This window comes from Burkholderia diffusa (genome assembly GCF_001718315.1).
Taxonomy (GTDB): Bacteria; Pseudomonadota; Gammaproteobacteria; order Burkholderiales; family Burkholderiaceae; genus Burkholderia; species Burkholderia diffusa_B.
Genome location: NZ_CP013362.1, coordinates 3,208,764 through 3,225,910 on the forward strand (window position 1 = coordinate 3,208,764; position 17,147 = coordinate 3,225,910).

A 17,147-nucleotide genomic window follows, 5' to 3' on the forward strand; every position below is an offset into this window, starting at 1 on the left:
ATGTCCGCCGACGCCCTGTCCTTGCCGTTCGCCGAACCGCACGCCGCGCCCGACGAAATCACCGCGGTGAGCTGGAACCTGCACAAGGGCCGCTCGCCGCTCGGCTTCACCGCATGGAATGCGATGCGCAACTGGATGCAGTCGACGCACGCCGACGTGTATTTCCTCCAGGAAGCGATGGCGCGCCGCATGCCGCGGCCGATGCTCGCGCCCGGCTTCGGCGCGCCGATGGACGACGCGGTCGACGACGTATGGCACTGCCAGGCCACCGAGATCGCGCAGGCGCTCGACTGGCAGATCGCGCTCGGACCGAACGTGTTCAAGCCGTCGTGGCGGCACGGCAACGCGATCCTGTCGCCGCATCCGCTCGATCTCGGCGGACGCTGGGACATCTCCGCTCACCGCTTCGAACGGCGCGGGCTGCTGGTCGCGCGCGCGACGCTCGCGGGCGCACGGCCCGTCACGCTGCTGTGCGCGCACCTCGCGCTCACGCGTGCGGCGCGGCTGCGCCAGATGCACTGGATCGCGCACTGGATCGTGCGCAATGCGGGCGACGACCCGCTCGTGCTCGCCGGCGACTTCAACGACTGGCGCAACGATTCGGTCGCGCTGTTCGGCGAGATCGGGCTGTCCGAGGTCGCGACGCTGCTCGGCCAGTCGGGCCGCACGTTCCCTGCGTTCTCCCCCGCGCTCGCGCTCGACAAGATGTTCGTGCGCGGGCTGACGCCGCTCGAATGGCAGGCGCCGTCCGGCGAAACCGCGTGGCTGTCGGATCACCTGCCGTATATCGCGCGGCTGCGCCTCGATGCGCAGTGACCGGTAGCGCGGTCAGGCCGCCGCCCTCTGCCTCGTCGCGGCGATCACGCCCGGCCCGAACTTCTTGATGATTTCGCAGCTGTCGCTCGCGGGTCGGTGCAGCCTCGGCGCGATGCTCGCCGCCGATCAACGAAAGCAAGTTGCAAGGTTGCGTTGCGCCAAATCCGCGCAGCCGCGCGGGTCAAGCCCGCATCTGCCCCAAGCAGGGTAAAATAACCAGTTCGTCAATCGTCTGTCATCGAGAAGGCGCGTGTCCGACGCGCCGGCCGGCCGATCTGCGATCGGGCCGACGCACTCGGTTTTTTTGCCCGTTTTTGGGCCCGTTACACGCGTTAGCGACGCGCGTCCGTTTTCAAAGCCATGAGCAAATACGACACCGCCACCGTCCAATCCGTCCATCACTGGACCGACACGCTTTTCAGCTTCACCTGCACCCGTGAGCCGAGCCTGCGCTTCAACAACGGCGAATTCACGATGGTCGGCCTCGAGGTCGACGGCAAGCCGCTCGCGCGTGCCTACTCGATCGTCAGCCCGAACTACGAAGAGCACCTCGAATTCTTCAGCATCAAGGTCCAGAACGGCCCGCTGACGTCGCGCCTGCAGCACCTGAAGGTGGGCGACTCGGTGCTGATCGGCAAGAAGCCGACCGGCACGCTCGTCGCCGACAACCTGCTGCCCGGCAAGACACTGTGGATGCTGTCGACCGGCACGGGCCTCGCGCCATTCATGTCGATCATCCGCGACCCGGACATCTACGACCGCTTCGACAAGGTCATCCTGACGCACACCTGCCGCCTGAAGGGCGAGCTGGCGTACATGGACTACATCAAGCACGACCTGCCGGGCCACGAGTACCTGGGCGACATCATCAAGGAAAAGCTCGTCTACTACCCGACGGTCACGCGCGAGGCGTTCGACAACGAGGGCCGGATCACCGACCTGATCGCAACGGGCAAGCTGTTCACGGACCTCGGCGTGCCGGCGTTCTCGCCGGAAAACGACCGCGTGATGCTGTGCGGCAGCACCGCGATGCTGAAGGACACGACGGACCTGCTGAAGCAGGCGGGCCTCGTCGAAGGCAAGAACAGCGCGCCGGGCCACTACGTGATCGAACGCGCATTCGTCGACTGATCGAACCCCGAATTTTTGCCGCATCAAGAACCGGAGCAAAAGCTCCGGTTTTTTTTCGTCCCCACTTGGCGAATTCGTAACAAACCACGATCATTCCATGTCAAATCGTTACATTTGGATACGGGCTGTCCAGGTGCTTTCGTGTCGGTATTTTTCCTACAACAGCTTCACTCCGATTATTCACATTTACCCTTAAATGTCCGCCTGACATGACTTTTTAAGAAATTTTGAGATATTATTCGGCCCGCGTGGTTGCCGTTCCGGCGGTCATTGAAGGGTCGGATTCAAACGTTACAAGATGTAACTTTTGTTACCCGGACATGGGGCGATTCTCTGGCGGCGACCGTCATCGAAACGGCAGCCGATCCACGCAGCCAGCCGGTGCCTGAACCGCTTTCTGACAGCAGGGAGAGTCATGGATACGTCGCTCAACGCGCCCACGGGCGCTCATGCCCCGTTCCCGTCGCAGCCGCTCGTGCACGGCTGCGACGCAGCCGCGCCCGCGGCCGAAACCCTGCCCGAACGCGACACGTCCGCCGCCCGGATCGCGGCGCTGTCCCTTCAGTTGATGGCCGCCGACGAGGCGGCCCGCCGCCATCTCGCCGGCGAGCTGCATGACGGACTCGGCGCCGAACTCACCGCCGCGCGCTTCGCGCTGGCAAACGTTCAAACGTGGCTGCCGGCAGATGCGCCGGACGGCTGCCTGCGCGCGCTCGAGCTGGCGCAGCAGGCGCTCGACTCCGCCACCGACGCCAACCGCCGGCTGATCGACGAGCGCGACACGCCGGCGCTTGACGGCGGCGTCGTCGGTGCCCTGTCGGCATGGGTCGACAATCACACGGCCCGCACCGGCCTGCGCACGAGCTTCGTCTGCGCGGCCGACGCGCGGCTCACGCAACTCGGCGGCGCCGGCGCGCTCGCCATCTTCCGCGTCGCGCAGGAAGCGCTGTCGAACGTCGCGAAGCATGCGCGCGCGACGTCCGTCGACGTGCAGATCGACACAGACGACTCGCATATGTCCCTGATCGTCACCGACGATGGGACCGGTTTCGCTCGTAGCCGGCGCACCGGCTACGGACTTGCCGGGATGCGCGCACGCTGCGAGGCGTTCGGCGGCACCTTCGACGCGAGCGCACCGGAAGCGGGCCGCGGCACGCGCGTCACCGCGCGCTTCGCGTGGGACTCGCTGTTCGCGGTGCCGGCGGCCGCGCGCCGCGCATCGCTTTCATGAGGCCGTCATGAGCCTGAACATCCTGCTCGTGGACGATCACGCGATCGTCCGTCAAGGGATCCGCCACCTGCTGATCGACCGCGGCATCGCGCGTAACGTGACCGAAGCCGAGACCGGCAGCGATGCGGTGGCCGCCGTCGACCGCGAGGCCTTCGACGTGATCCTGCTCGACATCTCGCTGCCGGACACGAACGGCATCGAGGTGCTCAAGCGCATCAAGCGCAAGCTGCCGGGCGCGCCGGTGCTGATGTTCTCGATGTATCGCGAGGACCAGTACGCGGTGCGCGCGCTGAAGGCCGGCGCGGCCGGCTACCTGTCGAAGACGGTGAATGCCGCGCAGATGATCGGCGCGATCCAGCAGGTCGCGGCCGGCCGCAAGTATGTGAGCCCGGCGATGGCCGAGGCGCTCGCCGAATACGTGTCGTTCGAGAACGAACCGCTGCCGCACGAAAAGCTGTCCGACCGCGAATACCAGACGCTCTGCATGCTCGCGTCGGGCAAGCGCCTCACCGACATCGCGAACACGCTGTCGCTGTCGGTGAAGACGGTCAGCGTGTACCGGTCGCGGCTGCTCGAGAAGATGCGGCTGTCGAACAACGCGGAGCTGACCTTCTACGTGATGAGCAACCGGCTCGTCGACATGGCGCCCGCGTCGGGCGCCTGATTCGTCGTCCTCGCCGTGCCGGGCGGCGCCGCACACAAGCGCTTGTTTTATCGGACGATTCCCGAGCGCGCCGCTGCGCCGCAGCGGGCCTTCCACGCCAAATCGGCTAAAATCGCGGGTTTTCACTCACTCGGCGCCGCCGGCCTCGCGCGCGCTGGAAACTCATCCGCAATGTCCCTCTTCCGCAAGAAAAACGTCGATCGCATGATCGCCGGCGCGCACGCCGCCGGGCTCAAGAAAGCGCTCGGTGCAATCGACCTCACCTTCCTCGGCATCGGCGCGATCATCGGCACCGGCATCTTCGTGCTGACCGGCACGGGCGCCGTGCAGGCCGGCCCCGCGCTGATGCTGTCGTTCGTGATCGCCGCGATCGCGTGCGGCCTCGCGGCACTGTCGTACGCCGAATTCGCATCGACGATCCCGGTCGCGGGCTCGATCTACACGTACTCGTACGCGACGCTCGGCGAGCTCGTCGCGTGGATCATCGGCTGGGACCTGATGCTCGAATACGGCCTCGCGGCATCGGCCGTGTCGGTCGGCTGGTCGGGCTATCTGCAATCGCTGCTGCAGGGCTTCGGGCTCACGCTGCCGACCGTGCTGACGGCCGCGCCCGGCGCGATTCCGGGCGTCGTCACGTGGTTCAACCTGCCGGCGTTCCTCGTGATGCTGGTGATCACGACGCTGCTGTCGATCGGGATCCGCGAGTCGACCCGCATCAACAACATCATGGTGTTCATCAAGGTGTCGGTCGTGCTGCTCGTGATCGCGGTCGGCATCTTCCACGTCACGCCGGCGAACTGGAAGCCGTTCATGCCGCACGGCTGGAACGGCGTGTTCGGCGCGGCGGCCGTGATGTTCTTCGCGTTCATCGGCTTCGATGCGGTGTCGTCGGCGGCCGAGGAAGTGAAGAATCCGAAACGCGACCTGCCGATCGGCATCATCGCGTCGCTCGCGGTGTGCGCGGTGCTGTACGTGACGGTCGCGGCGGTCGCGACCGGCATCGTGCCTTCGGCGGAGTACGCGAACGTGTCGCACCCGATCTCGTACGCGCTGCAGATCGCCGGCGAGAAGTGGGTCGCGGGCTTCATCGATCTCGGCGCGGTGCTCGGCATGCTGACCGTGATCCTCGTGATGAGCTACGGCCAGACGCGGATCATCTTCGCGATGTCGCGCGACGGTCTGTTGCCGGCGGCGCTGTCGCGCGTGCATCCGCGCTACGCGACGCCGTTCCTGACGACCTGGCTCGTCGGCCTGTTCTTCGGGCTGATTGCCGCGCTCGTGCCGCTGAACGTGCTCGCCGAGCTGATCAACATCGGCACGCTCGCCGCGTTCTCGATGGTGTCGATCGCGGTGCTGGTGCTGCGCCGCACGCACCCGGAACTGCCGCGCGCATTCCGCTGCCCGGGCGTGCCGGTGGTGCCGATCCTCGCGGTCGGCGCGTGCCTGTTCCTGATGCTGAACCTGCAGCCGGTCACGTGGGCCGCGTTCGGCATCTGGCTCGTGATCGGCCTTGCGATCTACTTCCTGTATTCGCGCCACCGCTCGAAGCTCGCGCTCGGTCAGCACGACGCGCATTGACCGCTGCCGCTGCGCGCGCACGCCGCGCGCGGAACGGTGCGACACCTCGCGGGGCCGAATCCCGGCCCCGCGCACTTCCCCTTCTCCACCTCCCGAGCGCCGGCCGCGACACGCGCGCAGCGGGTTCATCGCCGCGAATCCGGTTTTCCGAATTCGCGCGCATTCAACGCATTTCAATCAATTAAACAACGCATCGTGCACCGCGATTAAATTACCAATAAACGACAAAAAATAATCCTGGAATCTTCATTGACCTAATTCGACCGCGAAACTAGTATTCAGACCGATCACCGCCGAAATGCCCGCCCAGCCTTGCGCCACCGAACCGCCAGGCCGTCGCGCGCAGCGCGCGGCATGACGAAAACGATATTGCGGGGGCCATCCTTTCTCGATTTAAATTCTTACATAAATTCCCGAAGCCAAAACTCCGGAAACCGTTATCCGATTTTTATCGAATCGGATAATCCGTTCGCGCGTTCGTATCGAATTGCCTCCGCATGGAGGCATGGTGCAGTACTGTCCGAAGTTCAACTGGAACCTGAGAGGTCAGTCATGAACAATACTTTGGTCAATGTCACGGCAAAGACCGAGATCAACGCTGCCAACAGCACGATCGCCGAGCTCAAGGAGTATCAGAGCCGGAACTGGGCGATCGGCATGAACGGGGATACGCTCGCGCCGGACGGCTTCCTGTCCTTCTTCACCGAGCGCAGCCTGCCGTTCAGCTACTACGTGCGGGCGCGAGGCGTCTCCGTCGGCGAGCCGAGTGCGTACACGGCGAACATCGAAACGCTCACGCAGCACATCGCCGCGATCCGCGCCGCCGAGTCGAACCTCGTCGCCGCGACGATTCGCGAACTCGAACTGTACAAGTCGCGGAACTGGGCGATCGGGCTGAACGGCACGACACTGCAGCCGGACAATTTCCTGCCGTTCTTCGGCACCCGCTCCGTGCCGTTCGAATATTACGTGCGCAGCGGCGGCGTCGAACTCGGCTCGCCGAGCGCCTACGACACCAACATCCGCAACCTGAAGCAGTACCTCAGCGCGCTGTGACCGTCGCGATGTGCCGTCCCGCCGGGCACCCGCACCGCCCCGGCGGGTAGGCCTGCGCCGCCCCGCCCACGCCGGACGGGGCGGCGCACTGACTCCCCATGCACTGCGCGGGCGAACCCGCTTCACCGCATCGTTCCCGCCATCGTCCGGCATCCGGGCATCCCGTCGTTTCGCTCATTCGCCGCCTTGCGCCGCGCCGATCCGCACGGCCGCCTGCACGCTTGCGCCGGGCGGTTCATAATCCCGCCATCGAACGACGGGCCGGAGCGATCGGGCCCGTCAAGCAACAGGAAGCGAATGATGGAAAGCGTCGATCTCGATGTACTGAAATCCAGCGCGCGGTGGCTCGACGAAGGGCGCCGCGTGCTGCTCGTGACGGTCGTGAAGACGTGGGGCTCGTCGCCCCGCCCCGAGGGCGCGATGCTCGCGGTGCGCGAGGACGGCCTCGTGGTCGGCTCCGTGTCCGGCGGCTGCATCGAGGACGACCTGATCGCCCGCGTGCATGCAAGCGGGATCGCGCCCGATGCGCGCCCCGAGGCCGTCAAGTACGGCGTGACGGCCGAAGAGGCGCACCGCTTCGGGCTGCCCTGCGGCGGCACGATCCAGCTCGTGCTGGAGCCGCTCACGCGCGACAGCGGGATCGCCGCCCTGTGCGCGGAAGTCGAAGCCGGCCGCCTCGTCACACGCACGATGACGCTCGCGACCGGCCGCGCGTCGCTGTCGCCCGCGCAGGCGACCGACGGGCTCGCGTTCGACGGCGAGCGGCTCGTGACGATCCACGGGCCGCGCTACCGGATGCTCGTGATCGGCGCGGGACAGTTGTCGCGCTATCTGTGCCAGATCGCGGTCGGGCTCGATTATCAGGTGACGGTCTGCGATCCGCGCGAGGAATATACGGATGCGTGGGACGTGACGGGCACGCGCGTCGTGCACACGATGCCCGACGACACGGTGCTCGACATGAAGCTCGACGCGCGTTCGGCCGTGATCGCGCTCACGCACGACCCGAAGCTCGACGATCTCGCGCTGATGGAGGCACTGAAGACGCCCGCGTTCTACGTGGGCGCGCTCGGCTCGCGGCGCAACAACGCCGCCCGGCGCGAGCGGCTGCTCGAATTCGATCTCAGCGAGGCGGAACTGGCGCGGCTGCACGGGCCGGCCGGCATCTACATCGGCAGCCGCACGCCGCCGGAAATCGCGATCTCGATCCTCGCCGAGGTCACGGCCGCGAAAAACAACGTATCGCTGCCGACGATCCTGCAGGTCGAGGGCGCGAAGGCCGCGCGCGAGATCGCGGCAAACAGCGGCGCGGCCTGCGGCCTCTGAGGCCGCTCGCCGACGCGGCGCGGCCGCGCCGCAGGGCCGCCATGCGCAGGCGGGAAACCGGCGCGCGTCGCTGGTCGAATCAGGCGAGACCCGCAGCAAGCGCCGCAGCGACGGAGCCGACCACCAGCACGACGCCGACCGTGCGGCGTTTGTTCAGCTCCGTCCACAGCAGCACGCCCGTCAGCGACAACAGGATCAGCGAACCCGCGATCGTGTCCATCAGCAGCACCCAGCCGAGATTCATGCCGACGCCGCGATGCAGGTTGTTCAGCGTGGTCAGGAACGTATTTCCGGTGCGCTTCACCGATACGTAGCCATTCCCGACCCAGTATTCGGCCTGCAGGTTCTGATGTGGACCGAACAGGCCCATCTGCCAATGCTCCGGCTGCATCACGCGCTTGTCGCCCCAGGCGACGGGCTGCGCGGGCTCCTTGCGCACGCGGCCGGGCCGTCCGTCGAAGTGCAGTTCGCGTTGCAGCCACTTCGTCATCGCAGCCGGCGACTTCGGCGCCGGGTCCGGCAACGCGATCTGCATCTGCTCGACCTGCGGCTCGCCGGTCGGAATCTTCAGCGGCGGTGCACGGTGGTTGAGCAGCACGCCCGTCACGCCGAACAGCAGCCCGAGCACCGCGCCCCAGAGCCCGACCCAGCCATGCACCTTGCGCAGCCATTTGATGAAGGTCGCGCGGCGCGAGCGCTGGCGGCGCGCCGCCAGTTCGGCATCGCTCAGGGGCCGTGCGGCCGGATGCAGCACGGTGACGCCCGCGGGGGGCCTGCCCGCCTGCGGCGGGGCGATCGTGTCGGGCGCGTTCACGCGAGAATGTCCATTCGTTCAAAGCAACGGGCGGCGCACGGAAAACATGCGCCGCCCGGATAACATGAAAATGAGAATGGGTATCATTACATAATTGACGCGGCCGCTCAATCCTCTGCGCATGCCGCGCCGACGGCAAAATCCGGCGATAGCCGACAAAAGCCCGCGAATTGCACGCCGATCAGGGTCAATGGAAGAGAAATGCCGGCGAAATGATCGCGAAAGGCCGGGACAGCATTTCGCAAGAAAAAACGCGGCCGGCGAACGCTCAGCGGCGCAGCGGCGGTAGCGGAAAGTGCGGCGCGGCGTCGCCCGGCTCCGGCTCGGTCCGGTCGAGCGCGTACAGCCACGCCAGCAGATCGGCGACGGCCTGATAAAGCTGCGGCGGAATCCGGTCGTCGAGATCGACCTGCATCAGCAGCGACACCATCTCCGGCGCGGTATGCACGTACAGCCCGGCATCCCGCGCGCGAGCGACGATCATCTCGGCGAGCAGGCCGTAGCCTTTCGCAACCACGCGCGGCGCGGTATCCCCCCCCTTCGGATCGTAGACCAGCGCGGCCGCGCGCTTGCGGGACGTCATGCTCATCACGGCACCTCGCCGTCGGCGCCCGGCGTGCCGCCGCCGGCCGCGCTGCGCGCATACGCGGCGGCGGCGGCCTGCGCGACGAGCGGGTCGAAGCCGTCCGGTTCGTCGCCGACCGCACGGATCGACAGTCCGCCCAGCTGCAGCCCCGATCCCTCGAATCGTTGCCGCAACGCAGCCTCGTTCCGCGTAAGCCGGTCGGCGCCGGCCGAATTCGCCCGCAGCCGTGCGACGAGCTGCGCGCCGTTCAGCACCAGCTCCGCGTCGACCGTGCCGAGCGACGGCAACGTGAGCGTGAGCCGCGTGCGCCATGCGATCCCGTTCCCTGCGTCGTCAGCGCCGCGCGACGCGTGCCCGCCCGGATCGTCAGGCTCGATCGTCCAGTCGAGCCGTGCGCCGGGCCATGCCTCGCCCGCCCAGCGGAACTGGTCGGTCGCGAGCGCATCGAGCTGCTGTCGGACGATCGGCACGGCGGCAGGATGCACGGGAGCCGGCGCCTGCGGATCGGCCGACGCGGCGGCCAGTTCGGCGCGCGCGGGCGTCCAGCGCGCGTCGGGGCGCTCGCCGAGCGGGTCGGTCGTCGCGGCCGTGGCCGTCGCCGCACCTTGCCGAGCGGCAGCCGCGTTCTGCGCAAGCTCGCGCGGCACCGCACCGCCCGGCGCGGACGCGCCCGGCTGCGCGGCGGTTCGCGCCACCGTCGGCAGCGGCAGGCGCTGCGCGAGCAGTTCGTCGAGCACGTCGGGTGCGTCGTGCTGCGCGGCATCCGGGGCGGGCTGCACCGGCGCGGTCGCGAGGCGCGCCTGCGGTTCGCGCATCAGCGCTGCAAGCGGGCGCTGGCCGGCCAGCCACTGCGCGAGATGGGATTCGTAAAAGAGGCCGCTTTCGCTCACGGCCCGCGCGAGCGCCGCACGCAGCGCCGCGACGGGCGGCGCGGTCGCCGCATCGCGCGCGGCTGCAACGTCGGACGCGGAAGTGGCGCTGGCGGGCGTGGTGGCGGACGCAACCGGACCGGCGGCCGGCTGCACGTCCGGCGGCACGGCCGCCGCCGTGCCCAACAGCACGGCAGGATCGGCCAGCAGCGGCGTGCGCCCGGCGATCACGGGCGTCGCGACGCCGCCCGAGCGCGAGATCGCGTCGAGCACGAGCGCGACATCGGACAGCGCGGTCTGCGCGGATGCCGGCGGCGGCGCCGGCGGGGCCCCTGTCGAAGACGGCAACGGCGCGCCGGTGCCCGGCGTGCCGACCTGCACGGTCGCACCGCCGCCGGCGGGCGCCGTCACGGGGCCGGTCAGCAGGCTGTCGAGGCGACTCGCCAGCAGGGCGGCCGCAACGGAGTCGATACCGGTCATGATCGGAGCCTGCTCACCTCAGCCACATCGTTGCGAAGCCGGGCACGCGGCAACCGCCGCCCCGGCAAACGGGCACTACCCGCGAGCGCGGTAGAGATCGGTCAATACCTGAGTCGAGCGCCGCGCCTCGAACAGCGCGGACAGCCGCGCAACGTCCGGGCTCGCGAGATCGCGGATCGCGGCGTCGTCGGCGAGGATGCGGCGGATCAGCCCGAGCTTGCGGCCGAGGTCCGCCTGGTCGAGCGCGACGCCCGGATCGGCCTCCTTCAGCCCGTCGACGAGACGCAGGAATTCGGCCTGCAACTCCGGCAGCGCGCTCCAGTCCGCGCCGCGCGCCGCTGACAGCATGCGGCTCGACACGGCCGCGAGCGCCTCGTAGCGAGCGAAGTATTCGGCCTTGAGATTCATCGTGCCGCGCCCGCCGCCTGTTGCGCGGCCATGCGCGCGACTTCCGGAGCGATGCCCGTCCATGCTTCCTCGAGCGTCGCGAGCAACCCGTCGACCTCGACCAGCATCGCGTCGCTCGAGTGCATGTTGGCTTCCAGCAGGCGACGGACGATATACGTATACAGCGCGTCGAGGCGCCCGGCGATCTGGCCGCCCGCGTCGCGGTTCAGCGACGCCTGCAGGCCGCTCTCGACGATCCCGATCGCCTTGCCGATCGCCTCGCCGCGTGCGGGCACGTTGCCCTGCTGCAGGTGCATGCGCGCGAGTGCGATCGCCTGGCGCGCGCCCTGGTACAGCATCGCGATCAGCCGGTGCGGGGAGGCGCCCATCACCCCCGTCTCGACGCCGACACGCGCGTACGCACTGGCTCCAGCGTGTCCTGGGGAAAACATGCGCTTCTCCTTGTGATGCGTTGGCTATGCGGTGGCCGCCGCCCTGCGATGCACGACGCGGCCCTGTTCCAGAGTTATCGGAAGGGAATTGAAAAGCTTTAGGCGCACGGCCCGCCGGCTGGCCGTGCCCCCGGGGTGGCCCGTCGGCGCCGGATGGCCGTCCCCGGATGGCCGTCCCCGGGTGCCCGTCGCGTCACACCGACATCTGCATGATGTCGTTGTATGCGCTCACGAGCTTGTTGCGGACCTGGAGCCCGAACTGGAAACCGATGTTGGCCTTCTGCATGTCGACCATCACGTCGTTCAGCGACACGTTCGCCGCGCCGACTTCGAACGCCTGCGCCTCGCCGAGCGCGTGCTTCTGGTCGCCGCTGATCTTGTCGAGCGACGCCTTCATCGCGCTCGCGAACGTGCCGGCCGTCGCCGCGCCCGAACCGGCGAGCGCCGCCGTCGGGCTCGCGAGGCCGCCGCTCGCCTGCGCGGCCATCGCCTGCATCTGTTGCAACACCGAACCGATTCCGCTGACGTTGGCAGCCATGCTGTCCCCATACATATAAGAAAAGAGACCCGGACGCGCCGGGCGGTCAGGCGGCGCCGCACGACGCGCACCATGCCGGATCGCGAAAAAGGATAGCAGCGCGGCGCGCGCCAAAGCCGCGAAAGTACGGGGGAAACCCCGCTCTTTTCGGTCGATCGGAGTCCGGCCCCGGTCCCGATAATCGCATCGTGTCATTGTCCGTCCGCTCGTCCGAGCGGCTCAGTCGTCCCGCTCCGGAGAAATTCCACGCATGGATTCGCAGGCCAACTCGCTGATCAACCCCGACGCCCGCACGGGCCTCGCCAGCCCGGTGCCAGGCGCCACCGCGGCCGCCGCGTTGCCGGGAGCAGGCGGCGCCGGCGCGGACTTCGGGTTCGGCGGCTTCGCGGAACGCATCCCCGGCATCACGCGGATGAAGGGCAACCCGAAACTGCCGTTCGTGATCGCCGTCGCGCTCGCCATCGCCGCGATCACCGCGCTCGTGCTATGGAGCCGCGCGCCCGACTATCGCGTGCTGTACAGCAACCTGTCGGACCGCGACGGCGGCGCGATCATTACCGCGCTCCAGCAGGCAAACGTTCCATACAAGTTCGCCGACGCCGGCGGCGCGATCCTCGTGCCGTCCAACCAGGTGCACGAAACGCGCCTGAAGCTCGCCGCGATGGGCCTGCCCAAGGGCGGCTCGGTCGGCTTCGAGCTGATGGACAGCCAGAAATTCGGCATCAGCCAGTTCGCCGAGCAGGTGAATTACCAGCGCGCGCTCGAAGGCGAGCTGCAACGCACGATCGAGTCGATCAATGCCGTGAAGACGGCGCGTGTGCATCTCGCGATCCCGAAGCCGTCGGTGTTCGTGCGCGACAAGGAAGCGCCGAGCGCGTCGGTGTTCGTCGACCTCTACCCGGGCCGCGTGCTCGACGAGGGCCAGGTCCAGGCGATCACGCGGATGGTGTCGTCCGGCGTGCCCGACATGCCGGCCAAGAACGTGACGATCGTCGACCAGGACGGCAACCTGCTGACGCAGACCGCGTCGGCCACCGGCCTCGACGCGAGCCAGCTCAAGTACGTGCAGCAGGTCGAGCACAACACGCAAAAGCGCATCGACGCGATCCTCGCACCGATCTTCGGCGCCGGCAACGCGCGCTCGCAGGTCAGCGCGGACATCGATTTCTCGAAGCTCGAGCAGACCTCGGAAAGCTACGGCCCGAACGGCACGCCGCAGCAGGCCGCGATCCGCAGCCAGCAGACCAGCAGCGCGACCGAACTCGCGCAGGGCGGCGCATCGGGCGTGCCGGGCGCGCTGTCGAACACGCCGCCGCAGCCGGCTTCCGCGCCGATCGTCGCCGGCAACGGCCAGAGCGGGCCGCAGTCGACGCCCGTCAGCGACCGCAAGGACCAGACGACCAACTACGAGCTCGACAAGACGATCCGCCATGTCGAGCAGCCGATGGGCAACGTGAAGCGGCTGTCGGTCGCCGTCGTCGTGAACTACCAGCCGGTCGCCGACGCGAAGGGCCACGTGACGATGCAGCCGCTGCCGCCCGCGAAGCTCGCGCAGATCGAGCAGCTCGTGAAGGACGCGATGGGCTACGACGAGAAGCGCGGCGACTCGGTCAACGTCGTGAACAGCGCGTTCTCGACCGTCAGCGATCCGTACGCCGACCTGCCGTGGTGGCGCCAGCCGGACATGATCGCGATGGCGAAGGAAGCCGCGAAGTGGCTCGGCATCGCGGCGGCCGCGGCGGCGCTCTATTTCATGTTCGTGCGCCCGGCGATGCGCCGCGCGTTCCCGCCGCCCGAGCCGGCCGCGCCGGCACTCGCGGCGCCGGAGGATCCGGTCGCGCTCGATGGCCTGCCCGCGCTGGAACAGGCGGACGAGCCCGATCCGCTGCTGCTCGGCTTCGAGAACGAAAAGAACCGCTACGAACGCAACCTCGACTACGCGCGCACGATCGCCCGCCAGGATCCGAAGATCGTCGCCACCGTCGTGAAGAACTGGGTGTCCGATGAACGCTGAAGGCCTGACCAAGAGCGCGCTGCTGCTGATGTCGATCGGCGAGGAAGAGGCCGCTGAAGTATTCAAGTTCCTCGCGCCGCGCGAGGTGCAGAAGATCGGCGCCGCGATGGCCGCGCTGAAGAACGTCACGCGCGAGCAGGTCGAAGGCGTGCTGCAGGAGTTCGCGAAGGAAGCCGAACAGCACACCGCGCTGTCGCTCGATTCGAGCGAGTACATCCGCTCGGTGCTGACCAAGGCGCTCGGCGAGGACAAGGCCGGCGTGCTGATCGACCGGATCCTGCAGGGCAGCGACACGAGCGGCATCGAGGGCCTGAAGTGGATGGACTCGGCCGCCGTCGCGGAACTGATCAAGAACGAGCATCCGCAGATCATCGCGACGATCCTCGTGCACCTCGACCGCGACCAGGCGTCCGAGATCGCGTCGTGCTTCACCGAACGGCTGCGCAACGACGTGATGCTGCGGATCGCGACGCTCGACGGCATCCAGCCGGCCGCGCTGCGCGAGCTCGACGACGTGCTGACCGGCCTGCTGTCCGGCAGCGACAACCTGAAGCGCAGCCCGATGGGCGGCATCCGCACCGCGGCCGAGATCCTGAACTTCATGACGAGCAATCACGAGGAAGGCGTGCTCGAAAGCGTGCGCCAGTACGACGCCGACCTCGCGCAGAAGATCGTCGACCAGATGTTCGTGTTCGAGAACCTGCTCGACCTCGAGGATCGTGCGATCCAGATGGTGCTGAAGGAAGTCGAATCGGAAACGCTGATCATCGCGCTGAAGGGTGCGCCGCCCGCGCTGCGCCAGAAATTCCTCGCGAACATGTCGCAACGCGCGGCCGAGCTGCTCGCCGAGGATCTCGACGCGCGCGGCCCGGTGCGCGTGTCGGAAGTCGAGACGCAGCAGCGCCGCATCCTGCAGATCGTGCGCAACCTCGCCGAGAGCGGTCAGATCGTGATCGGCGGCAAGGCGGAAGACGCATATGTCTGATTCCGCGCGCGACCGCGCCGGCACCCTGACCGCGTACCAGCGGTGGGAGATGGCGTCGTTCGATCCGCCGCCGCCCCCGCCGCCGCCCGACGACGCGGCCGCGGCCGCCGCCGCGCTCGCCGAGGAACTGCAGCGCGTGCGCGACGCCGCGCATGCCGAAGGCCATGCGGCCGGTCACGTCGAAGGCCAGGCGCTGGGTTACCAGGCCGGTTTCGACCAGGGCCGCGAGCACGGCTTCGAGGCCGGCCAGGCCGAAGCCCGCGAACAGGCCGCGCAGCTCGCGGCGCTCGCCGCGTCGTTCCGCGAAGCCGTGTCGAGCGCCGAGCACGATCTCGCGTCCGACCTCGCGCAACTCGCGCTCGACATCGCTCAGCAGGTCGTGCGCCAGCACGTGAAGCACGATCCCGCCGCGCTCGTCGCGGCCGTGCGCGACGTGCTCGCTGCCGAACCGGCGTTGTCCGGCGCGCCGCATCTCGCGGTGAATCCGGCCGACCTGCCCGTCGTCGAAGCCTATTTGCAGGACGATCTCGACAAGCTCGGCTGGAACGTGCGCACCGACGCATCGATCGAGCGCGGCGGCTGCCGCGCGCACGCCGCGACGGGCGAAGTCGACGCGACGCTGCCCACTCGCTGGCAGCGCGTCGCCGCCGCGATCGGCAAGGTGAGCGCATGGTGACGCCCGCGCCGACGCCCGAATCGATCCTGTACGACGGCATGACGCCGCTCGAGCGCGAGCTCGCGCTCGCGTCGTTCGGCCCCGAGAGTCCGCACGGCGCCGCGCATGACGCGCCGGCGCATGCGGCGGATGCCGCGGCCGACACGCCGCGCGCGCCGCACAATCCGCACATCGCGCACTGGCGCACGCACCTGAGCGGGCTCTCGGCCCGCAGCCACCGCGCGCTGCCGCTGCGGCCCTGCGGGCGTCTCACGCGCGCCGCGGGCCTCGTGCTCGAGGCGATCGGCCTGCGCCTGTCGGTCGGTGCCGAATGCACGATCGAATTGCCGCCCGGCAGCACGCTGCCGCATGCGGAAGCGGAAGTCGTCGGGTTCTCCGGCGATCGCCTGTTCCTGATGCCGACCACCGACGTCGCGGGCGTCTTGCCCGGCGCGCGCGTGTGGCCGCTGGAGGCCGCACCCGTCGCCGATCCGCTCGCGGGCGCAAAGCGGCTGCCGGTCGGCTGGGAAATGCTCGGGCGCGTCGTCGACGCGTCGGGCCGCCCGCTCGACGGCCTCGGCCCGCTTGCATCGAAGGTCGACGCGCCGCTGTCGGCGCCGTCGATCAACCCGCTCGATCGCGAGCCGATCCACCACGTGCTCGACGTCGGCGTGCGCGCGATCAACGCGCTGCTCACCGTCGGCCGCGGGCAGCGGATGGGCCTGTTCGCGGGCTCCGGCGTCGGCAAGTCGGTGCTGCTCGGCACGATGGCGCGCTACACCAGCGCGGAAGTGATCGTGATCGGACTGATCGGCGAACGCGGCCGCGAAGTGAAGGAATTCATCGAACAGATCCTCGGCGAAGACGGGCTCGCGCGCTCGGTCGTCGTCGCGGCGCCGGCCGACGTGTCGCCGCTGCTGCGGATGCAGGGCGCCGCATACGCGACGTCGCTCGCCGAGTATTTCCGCGATCAGGGCAAGCACGTGCTGCTGCTGATGGATTCGCTCACGCGCTACGCGATGGCGCAGCGCGAAATCGCGCTCGCGATCGGCGAGCCGCCCGCGACCAAGGGCTATCCGCCGTCGGTGTTCGCGAAGCTGCCCGCGCTCGTCGAGCGCACCGGCAACGGGCCCGAGGGCGGCGGCTCGATCACCGCGTTCTACACGGTGCTGACCGAAGGCGACGACCAGCAGGACCCGATCGCCGACTCGGCGCGCGCGATCCTCGACGGCCACATCGTGCTGTCGCGCGCGCTCGCCGAAGCCGGCCACTATCCGGCGATCGACATCGAGGCGTCGATCAGCCGCGCGATGACCGCGCTGATCGACGAAACGCATCTCGACCGCGTGCGGCAGTTCAAGCAGATGCTGTCGCGCTACCAGCGCAATCGCGACCTGATCGCGGTCGGCGCGTACGCGGCCGGCCGCGACGCGCAGCTCGACCGCGCGATCGCACTCTACCCGCGCATCGAATCGTTCCTGCAGCAGGGCTTTCGCGAATGCGCGCCATTCGCGTCGAGCCTCGGCGCGCTCGATGCGCTGTTCGACGTACACGGAGGCTGACCA

The 17,147-nt window shown here is 68.5% G+C and carries 16 protein-coding genes and 2 pseudogenes; 12 read left to right on the forward strand and 6 right to left on the reverse strand.

Annotated features, from left to right (window positions below; translation table 11 throughout):
- The 8 genes and pseudogenes from WI26_RS14780 (at position 1) to WI26_RS14810 (ending at position 7,802) form a co-directional block, all read left to right on the forward strand.
- A complete protein-coding gene (locus WI26_RS14780) occupies positions 1 to 816 on the forward strand; it encodes an endonuclease/exonuclease/phosphatase family protein (protein ID WP_059468585.1) in 816 nt (271 codons plus the stop codon).
- A gap of 43 nt (positions 817 to 859) precedes the next feature.
- Positions 860 to 937 (forward strand): annotated as a pseudogene (locus WI26_RS32985) (LysE family translocator); the annotation flags it as partial.
- Positions 938 to 1,176: 239 nt separating this feature from the next.
- Positions 1,177 to 1,947 carry a ferredoxin--NADP reductase gene (locus tag WI26_RS14785; RefSeq protein ID WP_006751917.1) on the forward strand — a complete coding sequence of 257 codons (771 nt, stop codon included), beginning with the start codon at positions 1,177 to 1,179 and terminating at the stop codon, positions 1,945 to 1,947.
- 415 nt (positions 1,948 to 2,362) lie between these two features.
- Entirely contained in the window at positions 2,363 to 3,178 is an 816-nt protein-coding gene (gene rqpS / locus WI26_RS14790) for a quorum system sensor histidine kinase RqpS (protein WP_069226272.1), read from the forward strand.
- Between the two features lie 7 nt (positions 3,179 to 3,185).
- On the forward strand, positions 3,186 to 3,842 hold the full coding sequence (gene rqpR, locus WI26_RS14795; protein WP_059468587.1) for a response regulator transcription factor RqpR: 657 nt from the start codon (positions 3,186 to 3,188) through the stop codon (positions 3,840 to 3,842).
- Between the two features lie 171 nt (positions 3,843 to 4,013).
- Entirely contained in the window at positions 4,014 to 5,420 is a 1,407-nt protein-coding gene (locus WI26_RS14800) for an amino acid permease (protein WP_059508335.1), read from the forward strand.
- A gap of 552 nt (positions 5,421 to 5,972) precedes the next feature.
- The gene (locus WI26_RS14805; protein ID WP_059468589.1) at positions 5,973 to 6,476 is read left to right on the forward strand and encodes a hypothetical protein; all 504 of its coding nucleotides are present in this window, start codon (positions 5,973 to 5,975) and stop codon (positions 6,474 to 6,476) included.
- Between the two features lie 300 nt (positions 6,477 to 6,776).
- Positions 6,777 to 7,802, forward strand: a complete 1,026-nt coding sequence (locus WI26_RS14810; RefSeq protein ID WP_059468680.1) for an XdhC family protein — start codon at positions 6,777 to 6,779, stop codon at positions 7,800 to 7,802.
- Positions 7,803 to 7,881: 79 nt separating this feature from the next.
- Here WI26_RS14810 and WI26_RS14815 read toward each other — a convergent pair whose 3' ends face one another.
- The 6 genes and pseudogenes from WI26_RS14815 to fliE all read right to left on the reverse strand — a co-directional run bounded on the left by WI26_RS14815 (position 7,882) and on the right by fliE (position 11,928).
- The gene (locus WI26_RS14815) at positions 7,882 to 8,616 is read right to left on the reverse strand and encodes a PepSY-associated TM helix domain-containing protein (RefSeq protein WP_059468590.1); all 735 of its coding nucleotides are present in this window, start codon (positions 8,614 to 8,616) and stop codon (positions 7,882 to 7,884) included.
- 268 nt (positions 8,617 to 8,884) lie between these two features.
- Positions 8,885 to 9,364: an EscU/YscU/HrcU family type III secretion system export apparatus switch protein gene (locus WI26_RS14820; RefSeq protein WP_330996128.1), complete on the reverse strand. Its 480-nt coding sequence runs from the start codon at positions 9,362 to 9,364 to the stop codon at positions 8,885 to 8,887.
- Between the two features lie 8 nt (positions 9,365 to 9,372).
- Positions 9,373 to 10,551, reverse strand: a pseudogene (locus tag WI26_RS14825) (flagellar hook-length control protein FliK); the annotation flags it as partial.
- Positions 10,552 to 10,626: 75 nt separating this feature from the next.
- Positions 10,627 to 10,959: a flagellar protein FliT gene (locus tag WI26_RS14830; protein WP_059468593.1), complete on the reverse strand. Its 333-nt coding sequence runs from the start codon at positions 10,957 to 10,959 to the stop codon at positions 10,627 to 10,629.
- The gene (gene fliS, locus WI26_RS14835) at positions 10,956 to 11,390 is read right to left on the reverse strand and encodes a flagellar export chaperone FliS (protein ID WP_069226274.1); all 435 of its coding nucleotides are present in this window, start codon (positions 11,388 to 11,390) and stop codon (positions 10,956 to 10,958) included. The genes WI26_RS14830 and fliS overlap by 4 nt, the downstream gene beginning before the upstream one ends.
- A 193-nt stretch (positions 11,391 to 11,583) precedes the next feature.
- Positions 11,584 to 11,928 carry a flagellar hook-basal body complex protein FliE gene (gene fliE, locus WI26_RS14840; RefSeq protein ID WP_059468595.1) on the reverse strand — a complete coding sequence of 115 codons (345 nt, stop codon included), beginning with the start codon at positions 11,926 to 11,928 and terminating at the stop codon, positions 11,584 to 11,586.
- Between the two features lie 250 nt (positions 11,929 to 12,178).
- Between fliE and fliF the strand changes: the two genes are divergently transcribed.
- The 4 genes from fliF to fliI are packed head-to-tail and all read left to right on the forward strand — an operon-like array spanning position 12,179 to position 17,144.
- A complete protein-coding gene (fliF, locus tag WI26_RS14845) occupies positions 12,179 to 13,942 on the forward strand; it encodes a flagellar basal-body MS-ring/collar protein FliF (RefSeq protein WP_069226275.1) in 1,764 nt (587 codons plus the stop codon).
- Complete coding sequence (fliG, locus tag WI26_RS14850) at positions 13,932 to 14,927, forward strand: flagellar motor switch protein FliG (RefSeq protein ID WP_059468597.1); 996 nt, start codon at positions 13,932 to 13,934, stop codon at positions 14,925 to 14,927. Before fliF ends, fliG begins: the two co-directional genes overlap by 11 nt.
- A complete protein-coding gene (gene fliH / locus WI26_RS14855) occupies positions 14,920 to 15,603 on the forward strand; it encodes a flagellar assembly protein FliH (protein ID WP_059468598.1) in 684 nt (227 codons plus the stop codon). The genes fliG and fliH overlap by 8 nt, the downstream gene beginning before the upstream one ends.
- Complete coding sequence (gene fliI, locus WI26_RS14860) at positions 15,597 to 17,144, forward strand: flagellar protein export ATPase FliI (protein ID WP_069226276.1); 1,548 nt, start codon at positions 15,597 to 15,599, stop codon at positions 17,142 to 17,144. The genes fliH and fliI overlap by 7 nt, the downstream gene beginning before the upstream one ends.
- Positions 17,145 to 17,147 lie beyond the last annotated feature (3 nt).